We start from the raw sequence: 12,794 nt of genomic DNA on the forward strand, positions 1-12,794 counted from the left end.
GCTTTACCTTACCTTGCCTCCTTTTTTCCAGATTACACATTATATAATACGATCCGGTTACCACAAACATAATAGTACAGCTATCGCCAAATTATCGCCAAAATACTGAACATTACAAAAATAGGGCTTGTTGTATATCCAACATAAAAAAAGCAGCCAGCTGATGCGTGCCAAACTCTTAAAATTGTTGAAGCAATAAATTTAAGATAAGCACTTCTGGTTGCAATCGCACAATATAACAATTCTCCAGAATTTCGCGGTTTAGCATTGTACCCGTGCCAATTCGGTATAGTCATTTTTAGATAATTCGACTTGTGTAATAATTGGCTTAACTGACCTTAATACTTCCTCCTGTATTTTACTCGCTTTGCCAAAAGCAGCTTTCGCTTGCTGATAATATTCCTGAACAGATAATGTCAAATAGTTTCCGAAGATATCGGCTACAGCATGATTCTTGTCCATAGCCTGCCTAATTTTCATTTTTGTGATAAGTACCAGCCATCTTTGATGATTATCCTGGCATTGATTCAAGCATTCCTCTGCTTTGTGCAAATACTTACATCCCTCACGATGACGATTTGCACTAACTTCGATGTTAGCCAGTACGCAATAAAGCGTACAAAAACTACGTAAGCACCAGTACCCTTTTTCACCAAAACTATCGCCGACTGTCAGCGCCTCACTCATGTAGTGGCATGCCTTATCATAATCACCCAATTTAAATGCGGCATAGCCGGCATCTATATAGAGCACCGCCACTCCTTCACTAAGCTGCTTATGACCGGTAATTTTGACTGCTTTATCATAATAGTGGAGAGCTTCTTTCCATTTAAAAACATCTCGGCGTAAATTGCCAATATAGCTGTAAGCCGCCGCAAGCTGAAGCACATACTGATCGTTATTTATAATTAATTTCTTAAACATCCTAATTGACTGTTGGTAATATTGCTCTGCCAGCTTAGATTCATTACTTAAGGCAAAAGCCACACCTACAAACCGCCAGGCAACAGCCATTTTTTCTTTTGATTTATTTTGTTCCGCAATATCCAGAAGCTTTTTTGCAAATTTTTTGATAATACTGGGCCTGCCTGTTTGAATACCAAAGAACACCATCTGTTCATATCCCTTACATAGATATTCCTGCAATCCCTTAGCAGATGCAAACAGCAGTAACTGGTGAATGCTTTTTATTCCCACCAGATGTTCACCACGCCAAATGTAATATCTCCCCATCATCTCCCAATAAGCCGCTTTATACACTACGATTTGCTCCTGATCAAAATTCTCCAAAGCCACGGTGTTTAACAGATCTGCGATTTTTTTAAGATAAGAAAGAGCCACTGTTTGACTGCGTTCCTCACAAAAATCATCTGTGTAGTACCCAGTTAGCTCAGGAAACATTTCATATCGAAAACAAAAATATTTCTGAACATATTTGATCGTATACTCAAGTATTTTCACTTTATTATTCGCACAATTATAGTGATACAAAATTGATTCATATAATTCCCTGATTTGTAAACCCTTTTGGAATTTTTGTTCTACCTCTAATCCTACTTTATTATGGAGTAATCTTTGTTTCGATATAGACATTTGCTGATAAATAAAATTTTGAATCTGCATGTTGTAAAATGTATAGGCAATTTCCTGTTGCTGACAACTTCCCGCCTTAATTATTAATTTTTTCTGTTCTAACTCTTCCATAGCTTCCACAAGTTCAAATTCATCCATCTTTGATACTGCTAATAATTCGTTATAGGTAAAACATTGTAAAAATATTGAAGCCACTTCCAAAATTCTTCGAGCGTTAGCGGAAAGATTGCCAATACGTCCTTTTAAAACACTTTGCAAGCGTTGCAAAGCAATTTCACTCCATAGTTCAGATTTTGATTCAATTAGGTTTAGGCATTCCAGCAAGATTAATGCATTCCCACCTGTGTAATCATAAAGTTTTCGTTGCAATTCACTATCTCTGTTGCCGCTAGATAGCTTTGCTGACATAATGTTGCCGACATCTTGAAAACTTAGGCACTCAACTCTGATTATTTCCAGCAATTTATCTCGTTCAAAACTCCACAAAAAACTTTCAATCTGATTTAAATATTCACTGGAACATGTCGCAATGCAAAGTATTTTAGCACCATAAATACGCAATAATTGATGTAATACTGAAAAACTCTTTTTATCCATCCAATGAATATCATCAATAAAAATAATAATTTGTTTTTGACTGGATAGTCTTCCTAAAATACCACATATAATTTCCTCGACCATTGTCTGGTTATATTCAAACGTTGTTAAAAAAGGTTCATGAGTATATATTTCCTTATTCATTTCGACAGCCGGAAACATATAAGCTATGACCCAATACCAATGAGAAGGTATGACAATTTGGTTTTGTTTAAGCATGTCCATTGCTTGTGCTATAATTTTACTCCATGATTTATATGCACAGCTTAATTCTGCTTGATAACAGCTGGTTTTCAAAACATCGTGTGCTTTTATTGAGATATTTTCAAATAACTGCTCTACAATAGCGGTTTTTCCAACCCCCTGCTCACCTTGTACAAGTATCATATGTCTATCATGTTTTTGGGAATAGAATTTATCGACTTGGTGTTGTAGGTGCTGCAATTCTTTTTCTCTTCCTAAAAAACACTTTTTCGTAGGAACTCCGGTCTTAGCAATTCTTTTTTCTTTCACTCTTATATAGATTTCCTCAGTCTTGCTACTGGGACGTAAATTCAGTTCATCAGCCCACTTTTTTTCTAATTCATGATAAATCTCAATAACGTTATAAAAGGCTTCTTCCCGTTCATAAATTTTCATCAATAACCGATAAGCACCTTCATTGTATTCATCTATTTTGATTAATTGCTTAATATATTGTTTTGCATCTATATACTGTTTTTTATGCATAAAAATTATTATACAGCTAGTAAGACGCGCTATGATTGTTTCTTTAAATTCTAGACGCTTGGCAATAACCCAATCATCAAACAATTCCGCATCTTTGCAGTAGAAATTTTCCAAAAAATCGCCAGATTTCCTTTGTAAGAAATCCTGTATGTCCGGCTTATTCAGCAATCCGGCATCTGTATCATAAATCAGTTTACGATTGAGAGAAATCATTTTTCGGGTTGGTATAATGAATAACTCAGGAGAGATTATTTTTTTTATTGAATAAATGGTATTCCTCAAGTTCTTTTTTGCGTCCTGATCTGCCTTTTCTCCCCAAAGTAGTAGAGCTAACTTATCTCGTGTACATTCACCCTCAATTAACAAATAATATAGTACTGCCTCCATTTTCGCAAATGGAAAAACCACTTTATTATCATTCCAATAAATGGCAGGTGTTCCAAACATTACAGCACGCAAACTACCCATAAGCTCATCTCCAGTGAATTTAGGATAAAAGTACCAATTTCCTAACAAAAATACTAGCTTATCATTATACTTTCAGAGTTTATGATTTCTTCAGTTCGCCCCTTTCATAATGTATAAAAAAAATTTATATTTAAAAAATAATTTGTATTCAACTTGTATACAGGTTTCTCAAAAATTTTTTCTCTTACATATTTTTCATAATATATTCCATAGACTGTATTAAATGTTTTTCCAAGCTAGCACAAATCAATTTACTGTCTTTTCCTTTTAATAACATTAGTAATTCGATATGCTGAAAAATAGTTACTTCCAAATTTCCTAGTGATTTAGCCGCGAGACGCTGATAGCGCAGAATTTTACTGTTTAATAAATTATATATATGTTTTAAAATATTATTATGGCTCTTATAAATAATCATACGATGTAGTTCATTGTCCAAAGAAACAACCTGTTTCCAATCTATATCAGTAATATTGATATTACGTTTCATTGCTTCCCACTGGGCTATCATTTTATCAATTTGCTGATAATCAATATAATGAATCGCTTTCTCTACAGCTAAGCATTCCAGGCTAATTCTAACTGAAAAAAGGTCAGAAAGCTCCTTTTCTGTAACGCGCTTGACAAACGTTCCACTGCCTTGAACTACTTCAATTAAATCATCTTTTTGCAACATTCTTAAGGCTTCTCGAATAGGTGTTCTGCTCATCCCCAATAAATCTGCCAGTACATTTTCACTTAAAATTTCACCAGAAGCTATCTCATCATCAATAATCATATCCAAAATTTTTTGATAGGCAACTTTTGTTAATGTTTTCTTATGCGGCTTACTTGTTTCCTGACTTAATTTGAACACGGAATTCCTCCTGTTAACTTGTATACAAAAAGTATACTTCTCTATCCTGGGCGCTGTCAATAACGAACAGTAAAATGATTACTAATCTATTTCTCATCTTGTGACTTCCATTTCCTTATATTTATAGGCGCGCGGTATACCCAAATATTCTCACATGCCAATAATAAAAGCACCCAGCAGTATGGCGTTTGCTGGGTGCTTTTCATGGGTAGAGGAATATTATGAAAAAAATTTATATCAATAGAAAGACTTTGCTTTCTACGAATTTTCTATATTGTGATTATAGATCGGTATTTTTAGAATTTCCTTAGAAATGGATCGAAACTGGAAAAGCTATCCGCAGGAAAATTAGTAGATGGCCTTATGTGTTACTTACCCTCCTCTCACTGGAATAGAACCAAATGTATTAGCAAATAGTAAGCCTGGAGGTGTATCAAATATGTATAACACTATGAGGAAAATTCATTTGTGGGTGGGTCTCATCTTAGCCATTTTTCTACTTGCCGAAGCCATAACTGGCCTTATATTGGCAGAACCTTGGCTTATCGGACAATCTCCGCAAGAAGGGCCAGCGCGTATGTCAGATAAAAGTCAAGTGCCTGGGTTAAAAACACCGCCGCCGGATGAAATAGCGCAGCGCCCAGATGTCAGGCGTGATTTTTTTTCTAGCCCTTATAGTATCGCCAAAGGTCTTCATGAAGGGAAATATGCTGCCATAAACTTTAAATGGCTGGTTGATCTTGTGGCCATTGGTATAATCTTTTTAACTGTAACTGGGGTATATCTTTCTATTACTCGTCTTCGCGCCAGAACACCGAAGTAAGCCATTAAAGAACCCAACCTCCAAAATAAAAGCCTCCCACAGTGAACGACTAATTGTTTTAGCGGTGCAACACAGAAAGAAGCATCCTTGTTATGTAATGCCTCTTTCTGTGTTTCCTAATTATTTTGTTGTGGTTTGGCTTTAAGTAAAATTACTTAACAGGTCGGGCTAAAATCATCTTCGAAGCAACAGAACAGTAAGATAATAATAATGATTATTATGATCCAGCTGAAACCACCTCGACCTCCACAGCCACCGAATCCACCAAAGCCCATAAGCTAGCTGGCCTCCTCATTGCATAGAGTAGTGGTACACTATAATCTATGAAGAGTCGAGCGATTTTGCGACAGATAAAACGTTCATTTTGGTAGACGAAAAAAATGCCAACTAAGTTGCAGGAGTTGGAGAAGTTTTTAGGTAGGAATTTGGTATTCTTTCATATATTCCTAGAAGGTAATCAAGCTGGAAATAAGAAAAGTCGCACCCTGGAGGATGCGGCTTCACTTTTTGGTTGCGGAGACAGGACTTGAACCTGTGACCTTTGGGTTATGGGCCCAACAAGCTACCAACTGCTCTACCCCGCGATATTATATTCCCCTGTTTTTTTAAATATTACTCAAAAAGCTGACCGCCGGATAAATGGCTGACGGGCCCATCACATCAAACACCTATTAATATTTCTTCTGATTCATGTCCACAATTTTTACAAACAATGGATATTACTCCCGTTTTGCTGTCTGCAGAAAACTTAATCAAACGAACCTCGAAGTTTTCCATGTTATTTGAAACTGTTTCTGTATGACCGCATCTGCAGCTAATTCGCATGGTATCCCTCCAATATGATAATATAGTAGAACTATTCTCTGTCTTTGTCAGAATTCCTGCAAATTAAGAAGTTTATCCCATAAAATCCAATAAGAGGTAATATAAAATTGTCTTTCCTCATCATAGAACAAATAATAGCCCCTCACGAACAGAAATATTGTAAAGAGGGAACGAATGGAAAAGTGCCCCCTGATCGTGCTGGCAAGGCTTGACATAGGTTGCTTTTTAAAAATAAAAAAATCTCCAGACCGAAGTCCGGAACTAAAACACTTTCCTTAAAATACCCTAAACGCAAAGTACACAACTGCAACTAAAATCAGTAAAAGCATCCATATCGACCAACGCCGACGTTTGGGCATAAGTTGTTGCTTGGCTAACTCATAAGTAAAAAACATCGACATCACCTCCCAATTCCCTACTTATAATATCGTCAAACATAAAGCTTAAGCATATAGGACTATGATCGAAAATAAAAGCCGCATCCCCGGGGTGCGGCTACTTGATGGTGTAAAGAAGGAATGGATGGGAAAAAGCCGTTCGCTGTGAACGGCTTTCGATAAAGGAGATAACAGAATGTCACGTTTGGTTTTGGCGTATGGCAAAATTACTTAACAGGTCGGGCTACGCTCATCTTCAAAGCAGAAGAACAACAACAGAATAATGATAATTATTATAAAGCAACCACCAAAGCCGCCTCGACCTCCAAAGCCCCCGAATCCCATATGTGTGCCTCCCATCCATAAAGTAAAGTATCATATATATATTATAATCTATGAATAGTTGAGCAGCTTTGCTACACAAAAAACGTTCATTTAGTTAGTGCCAAATTGAAGCCGTAAAGGGAAAAACCGCACCCGGAGATGCGGCTAAATCATATTAATCATTCTGAACTCCGTCTATACTCTATAGCTATAGCAACTCCAGCAAATATAAAACACATAATTATTGCAAAGGAGTAAGTAAACATAACAGGGGATGCCAAGGGGACGGGGTTATTGACAACAAGCAAATGCTAAGGGGGATGCCAAAGACCAGCTAATTAAAGTCAAGCCTTTATCCACAATTTTTGTTTAAAGAAAAATAAGTACAGCAAACAAACCTTCCTCAATATCGAACCAATATTCGAGAAAGGTATATGTAATGTTTTGTTTTTCGTCTTCGTTAAGCAGCCTTTTGCAGGTGTTTTTGATACAGTTCAACCTGCTGATCAGGGGTAATCAAACGAAATGGCTGCTTATTTTTTAATACCGAGAGATGATACGTAGTAGCTTGTTCATAACAGCGCCTAAGGCTTGTTTCTTGGTTTTCGTTTCAATCTTCCGTTGGTAATACTCGTAAATCACCGAGTTAACCTGCGAACCCTTAGATTCCTTACGGATAGACGTCGTAGCAGCAATATAGAGTGCATGTCGCAGAAATGGTGATCCCCGTTTGGTTACCTTATTCTTTGTCCTTACAAAATTACCCGATTGTTTAACCGACGGGTCGATACCGCTAAAAGCCATTAATTGCTTAGCGTTCGCAAACCGTTCAATATCACCAATCTCGCCCAAAATAATAGCTGCTAATGTATCACCTATGCCCGGAATGCTTTTTAGGAAAGTGATTGCCGGTAACTGTTCAGCAAGTGCTTTAATCTGGTCATCAAGTAAACTAATTTGTGCGTCTAAAGACTGCACAATGCTAGCATAGCATTGTGTTGTGGCGGCATAGGCCGACAGGGATATGCCCTTGATAGTAAAACAAAAAATATGTATTTAAGAATACTTAAACAGAAGCATAACTTATCAATCAGACAAATAGAAAGACTTACGGGAATTAATAGAGGAATTGTTTTGAAAGCATGAGAGGGGTGTCAATAACCCCGTCCCCATGACACATCCCCATGACACATGTGGGCATTATCTGCCGCTTTTTCTACCCCAGCCGCCGTTTCTGCCTGTTGCTGTATTCGCCTGTAACCGGCTGCGGATGGTTATAATGCTGCCATAGCAGCCAACCACATACCACCAATAAAATAACGCCAAGCAGTATAACTACCTGGCGTTTGGATAAACTAACCATGTTATTCTTCCTCTCCCATTAGCGCCGCCTCCCAGCGGCGTTATTTTTATATCTTTTAGCAGATGACCAACGTAACCAATGCAATCACAATCGCAATAGCAAGCCATACTTGCCATTGCTCGAAATTATGGTAAGCAGCAAAACCATCCACAAAACCATTAACTTTACGGCCAGCATCATCAATCGTATTTTTTATTTTTCCTATATCCATATTAAACCTCCACGTTATGTTATTTTATTATATTCACTTTACGCTTGATCCGTCCGTAAGCAAGATTAAACAGTGTAGGTTTACTTACGCTGCAAAGTAATCTAGTAACACCGCGAGCAATAGCCCTGGCAAACTGATCCTGCCAAACCGGATCACCGAGCTTTGCAGCATCATCGGGATTTGAGATAAACGCCAATTCGGCTAGACAGGCCGGTGCATCAGTGTGTTTTGTAACATACAAAGGGTTGGTTTTCAATCCTCGGTCAGTAAGACCACCAAGGCCAATAAGTTGGCCTTGCAGGAAACCGGCCAGCCGTTTACCGTTTACACTGCCATCACAGTACAGCGTTTCAGTACCGTTCGACACTTCATTAAGAGCCTTATTGGCTCTCGCTAAAAATTTATCTCGTTATCTCTCATTACTTGATGTAAAACCTCACCTAAAACACATAATTTATGATGCTCTAAACCAAGCTCTAAACGATAATTAATCGCTTCTAGTATTTCGTACATAAGTACTTCATTTTTCCCACTTTGCGGCAATTCAGCTCCGATACTAATAATATTTAAATAATTATTGCATTGTCCAGAATTACCACCAGATTGAGCTACATAGTTTTCTTTTACATCTATCGTATATTCATGTCCGAGTATTTTGAGGGTTTTTAAAAACGCCTGTATTCGCCTCACTATATGTAGTATAATATTCCTGTAGAAAGTACTATATCTTGTATATAGGAGGTGATAGTATGGCTAAGAATACCGGAACTGGCTTTCGCAGGGAAGCGGTTGTTTTAGTGTATTAACAGGCTTTGAAACGCGAATACCAGGTCCATATTAATAGCAGATAGACCCTTAGGGACACCTTGCCATTTGAGCCTATGAATCATTTCACGGCATGCTCATACTTTGGTGTAATTCCCTGTAATATCGCAAATAATTTTCTGCCTCTCTAATACAATTCATCTCCCCACCCCCAAATAATATAAAAGCCTAATAGTGCAGACTCGCTGCCTTTTTTATCATACTGACCTTAATCTACGGGTTGACCAACCCATTAAATCATAAACAATTCAATAAGAAAAATACGCTTCAACAAATTGCGCTAAGGCAAAGGCTACTGCTGCTATACCCCATCCCCCACGAAAGGTGCCAGTCATATATAGCCCAATCAATACTACACCAATTATTACCCTTATTGCCTTGTCAGTGCTACCTAAGTTTTTTTCGAAATCAAGGTGCATCATCATTCCTCCTATTTGAATTACACCTATTATTCGCATAGCTAAAAAGTCATATTCGATTGCCCTTTATGATAGAATCTGGCTATTCCATTCCCAAAGCCGTTGCATGCCCCTGGCCGGCACCGGCTCGATCCGGCGCACGTTTTCTAGTATCCATGCGTAGCGGTTGTGTTCGTAATCTCCAAAGTCAAGTTCATTCCCAGCGACCTTATTTCTGTTTTCTAATTCCGCATAATTTATCACAAATTGACCACTGTTTTTCATCTTCACGCGCAATACTACCCTTTGGCAGTCAACCAAATCAGCTATGGCAATCACAGCGCCAACCGGCAATAACTTTGTTCTGCCGTATCCATTTAACATTAGCTCTTGTTTCGTCATATTCGGCCATAACGCGGAGTGAAAAGTTTCTCGGTAAGTAATTTTTCGTCTGTCCATTGTCCATCCCTTACCAGCATGAATAGCAATTGGCCCCCGGTACTTAGTCGGCCAGGATCTTGTCTCTATCTTCTTCGCGCCGCAAGCGATTAATGACGCCCACGGCTGCAGGATTGTTATGGCTTTCATGGCTTCCCCTCCCTGTATAAAATCACTGATTCCGCATATAATAAAAAGGGCGTAGAGCAATCTCCCTGTTCCAGGGTAATGTTCGGAATTAATTGCCCTGGCGAAACCTCCTTAAACCATTTGGCGGCATTTGTCGTCATTTTTTTATTTCCCGTCCCCAGCAAGGGTTTCCTGGAGCAACCACTTATTCGTCTGCCTTGGTTGTGACTGGTTATCCAGCCTTTTTGTTTACCTTTAAGCATTTCAGTTTTTCTACTACCTTGGCCATATGTTCAGTCGCAACTGCCTGAGCTATGGCCTTTTCTTCTTCAGTCTCACCCTTATCGCCCATGATGCCACAATTGAGCACCATCACCGTTTTATCCGCCGTGTACTCAATCACGCCTTGTTTGAGGATGAAATTATAAAAAAGAATGTAGCAAGTCATATGGTGCTGCTGGATCCAGAACAGCCGGATGATTACGATCCCGATGAAGAATTGGTAAAAGTTTTCACCCAGGACGAAATTACTACACTAGAAGAAAAGGCAATCGACAATCCGCACGGTCCCCTTCTTGCAGTGGCCCTCAGGACCGGCATGCGCCGTGAAGAACTCTTGCTTACATGGGATTGCGTTAATGAAAAAGAAGGCACTATATTCATAAAAAAAGCTTTATCGGTAACCAAGGAAAAAGGTTATCGTATTAAGCCAACAAAAAATAAGCAGAAACGGAAAATAGAGGCTACACCCGAAGTTTTCACAGCATTAGCACAACAATCCAAGATGCAAGCTGCCCATAAGTTAAGACTAGGAGAGCATTACCGCAAAGACCTAAACTTAGTCTTTTGCGCTGAAGATGGTTATTATTACCACCCTAATATGCCAACACGCTGGTTCCCGAATTTTTGCGAGAAAATCGGTATTACGCGATTAACATCCCACTGCCTTCGCCATTATGTGGAGTCCCAGGTTATGGGGAGTGTTTTAATTTTTTGCCCGAATTTTGGGCTTTTTTTATTGGAACACTCCCCATAATACTTCATAATCATCCTATCAAACCAATACGAAAGACATCTGGTGATATGTCAAGATAATATTTAAATTTTTTTGAAATACTTTCCCTAAAAAAGGGTGTAGCAAACACACCTATTTCGAATTGCTTCAAAATAAGAACATTAGTTCGATATAAAATTAGTTTGCGATATCAATCACATCTTTCGTTGGAATGTAAAGCTGATTATTGCGTAGCAGTGCATAAATCAGTCTGATGAGTTTTCTTGATGTCAGTGCGAGTGCCCTTTTATGCTGGAAGCGTACTGCTTCGTTCCGCTTCTTGTAATAGAATGCGGTATATTCTGGGTTATGGTTTTTTAGCAAACTCATAACCGCTTCGCCTATATAATAGCGTAAGTATTTATTACCTGATTTGGTCATGTAGGTGATGTCGCTCGTAAGCCGACCTGATTGCTTTTTGCGCCAGGTCAGGCCTGCAAATTTTGCCAGTTTTTCTTCTGATTGAAAGCGGTCAATAAATCCGATCTCGGCAATGATGCCTGCCGAAATGACCGGGCCAAAGCCGCGGATGGACAGAAGGCACTGATATTCATTGCTGGATAATCCCTTAACTGCTTTTTCAATGGCTTTATCAATGTTTTTCAATTCCTTGTCAAAAGCCCGGATGCAGTTGAAGGATGCTGCAATGGCTGCATTAAGCGGTTCATACTGTGTTTTATCAAGGCGGTAGGAGTCACGAGCCGCCTTCTGTAAAAGTTTTGCTTTTGCTTCGGGATCCGAGAAACGGTTCTTCCCTTTTTCACAAAGGAAGTCGATTAGCTCTTCCAAGGAAGCCTTTGCAATCTCATCTGGTGACAGGAAGTCTGTCAGCACAGCAACACACGTTGCGCCAAAGCGATCAGAGAAAGGGTTATCCTCCTTATCTCTAGGGCTTAAAACGGCTAATTCACTAAACTTGATAAAGATGTTGGTTAAGGCATAAGATTTCTCCCTGGCGAGGCTTTCGACCAGATGAAGTCTGGTTCTGGTGAGTCGTTGTAGGGCAACGAAGGCAGAGCCATTGAAGGGTTCGGACGTGATCTTGCCGGTTCTGGCAAAATCGGCAATTCCGTAAGCATCGCTGGGGTCAGTCTTATCCACATCGACAAAGGTATTCTGGTAGGCACTGGTAACTTTAGGATTCAGGCAGTAAACTTTGGCATGTAAGGAAGCCAATTCAGGTGATTGGAACAGATAATTGCATAAATGGAAGCTGTAAAAGGAAGTAGATTCCATAGCAATAACCACATGGGTAGCTTCAGAAGCAGCAGCGACGGCAGTGATTTTAGAAGTGATTACGGAAGCGCCAGAGAGGTTGTTTTGGAAAGGAAAAGCATCCAATTGGTTTCCGAAAAAGTCAAGGATAACAGCATAGTGGGAGCGTAAGCTCACATCCACACCAACAAAGAGTGTTGATAGCAAAGTTTTATTCATGGTAACACCTTCTTTCGTAGTCAGGATATTGGAATTACCAAAAGGAATCTCCTTGGTTCCGATGCATCAACACCCTCGCACAAATCAGAACTCTACAGACAGGTAGTCTAGCTGGCTGCTACCCACAGCATCCGGTCTGCAGGAACAACACCTGGGTCTGAAGTTAACAAAAGGAACGAAGGGAACAGTCTTTCTTTGAAGTCACCGTGAGGTGCAACAGGATGATATAGAACAAACCTTTTATGTAAAACCTGATGAAGATTATACTCCAAGAAGATCCCTTCTGGTAATTCCAATTCATTTTTCTCATGCGGTCATTTATGGATTGGATTTATTGCTTAAAACTGACT

Annotated in this window: 12 protein-coding genes, 1 tRNA gene and 1 pseudogene; 2 read left to right on the plus strand and 12 right to left on the minus strand. The window is 39.0% G+C overall.

The genetic code is table 11. The annotated features are described in order from the left end of the window. Nucleotides 1–261: 261 nt before the first annotated feature. The gene (locus BLR65_RS03370; protein ID WP_093792469.1) at nucleotides 262–3,387 is read right to left on the minus strand and encodes an AAA family ATPase; all 3,126 of its coding nucleotides are present in this window, start codon (nucleotides 3,385–3,387) and stop codon (nucleotides 262–264) included. 184 nt (nucleotides 3,388–3,571) lie between these two features. Next, nucleotides 3,572–4,243, minus strand: coding sequence for a GntR family transcriptional regulator (locus tag BLR65_RS03375; RefSeq protein WP_093792471.1), 672 nt, complete (start codon nucleotides 4,241–4,243; stop codon nucleotides 3,572–3,574). 439 nt (nucleotides 4,244–4,682) lie between these two features. On the opposite strand from BLR65_RS03375, the gene BLR65_RS03380 reads away from it, so the two are divergent. Beyond that, nucleotides 4,683–5,066, plus strand: coding sequence for a PepSY-associated TM helix domain-containing protein (locus BLR65_RS03380; protein ID WP_169716799.1), 384 nt, complete (start codon nucleotides 4,683–4,685; stop codon nucleotides 5,064–5,066). 508 nt (nucleotides 5,067–5,574) lie between these two features. Here the strand turns inward: BLR65_RS03380 and BLR65_RS03385 are convergent. The 9 genes and pseudogenes from BLR65_RS03385 to BLR65_RS29460 all read right to left on the minus strand — a co-directional run bounded on the left by BLR65_RS03385 (nucleotide 5,575) and on the right by BLR65_RS29460 (nucleotide 10,359). After that, a tRNA-Met gene (locus BLR65_RS03385) sits at nucleotides 5,575–5,650 on the minus strand. Nucleotides 5,651–7,132: 1,482 nt separating this feature from the next. Beyond that, nucleotides 7,133–7,570 carry a transposase gene (locus BLR65_RS03390; protein WP_176772671.1) on the minus strand — a complete coding sequence of 146 codons (438 nt, stop codon included), beginning with the start codon at nucleotides 7,568–7,570 and terminating at the stop codon, nucleotides 7,133–7,135. A gap of 238 nt (nucleotides 7,571–7,808) precedes the next feature. Then, on the minus strand, nucleotides 7,809–7,955 hold the full coding sequence (locus tag BLR65_RS29450; RefSeq protein ID WP_169716797.1) for a hypothetical protein: 147 nt from the start codon (nucleotides 7,953–7,955) through the stop codon (nucleotides 7,809–7,811). 55 nt (nucleotides 7,956–8,010) lie between these two features. Further along, a complete protein-coding gene (locus BLR65_RS29455) occupies nucleotides 8,011–8,166 on the minus strand; it encodes a hypothetical protein (RefSeq protein ID WP_169716796.1) in 156 nt (51 codons plus the stop codon). A 19-nt stretch (nucleotides 8,167–8,185) separates the two neighbouring features. Continuing rightward, nucleotides 8,186–8,539: pseudogene (locus BLR65_RS03395) on the minus strand (N-acetylmuramoyl-L-alanine amidase family protein); the annotation flags it as partial. Between the two features lie 20 nt (nucleotides 8,540–8,559). Then, nucleotides 8,560–8,856 carry a hypothetical protein gene (locus BLR65_RS03400; protein WP_093792477.1) on the minus strand — a complete coding sequence of 99 codons (297 nt, stop codon included), beginning with the start codon at nucleotides 8,854–8,856 and terminating at the stop codon, nucleotides 8,560–8,562. A 383-nt stretch (nucleotides 8,857–9,239) separates the two neighbouring features. Next, entirely contained in the window at nucleotides 9,240–9,416 is a 177-nt protein-coding gene (locus BLR65_RS03405) for a YgaP family membrane protein (protein WP_169716795.1), read from the minus strand. A 60-nt stretch (nucleotides 9,417–9,476) separates the two neighbouring features. Next, nucleotides 9,477–9,977 carry an ASCH domain-containing protein gene (locus tag BLR65_RS03410; protein ID WP_093792481.1) on the minus strand — a complete coding sequence of 167 codons (501 nt, stop codon included), beginning with the start codon at nucleotides 9,975–9,977 and terminating at the stop codon, nucleotides 9,477–9,479. Between the two features lie 211 nt (nucleotides 9,978–10,188). Beyond that, a complete protein-coding gene (locus BLR65_RS29460; RefSeq protein WP_176772673.1) occupies nucleotides 10,189–10,359 on the minus strand; it encodes a hypothetical protein in 171 nt (56 codons plus the stop codon). A gap of 3 nt (nucleotides 10,360–10,362) precedes the next feature. Between BLR65_RS29460 and BLR65_RS03420 the strand changes: the two genes are divergently transcribed. Continuing rightward, nucleotides 10,363–10,992 (plus strand): tyrosine-type recombinase/integrase, encoded by a 630-nt coding sequence (locus BLR65_RS03420; RefSeq protein ID WP_176772674.1) that lies wholly within the window; start codon nucleotides 10,363–10,365, stop codon nucleotides 10,990–10,992. Nucleotides 10,993–11,148: 156 nt separating this feature from the next. On the opposite strand, the gene BLR65_RS03425 is transcribed toward BLR65_RS03420, so the two are convergent. Continuing rightward, nucleotides 11,149–12,444 carry an IS110 family RNA-guided transposase gene (locus BLR65_RS03425; protein WP_093792487.1) on the minus strand — a complete coding sequence of 432 codons (1,296 nt, stop codon included), beginning with the start codon at nucleotides 12,442–12,444 and terminating at the stop codon, nucleotides 11,149–11,151. Between the last annotated feature and the right edge of the window lie 350 nt (nucleotides 12,445–12,794).

Source organism: Sporomusa acidovorans, from assembly GCF_900101845.1.
Classification (GTDB): Bacteria; Bacillota; Negativicutes; order Sporomusales; family Sporomusaceae; genus Sporomusa; species Sporomusa acidovorans.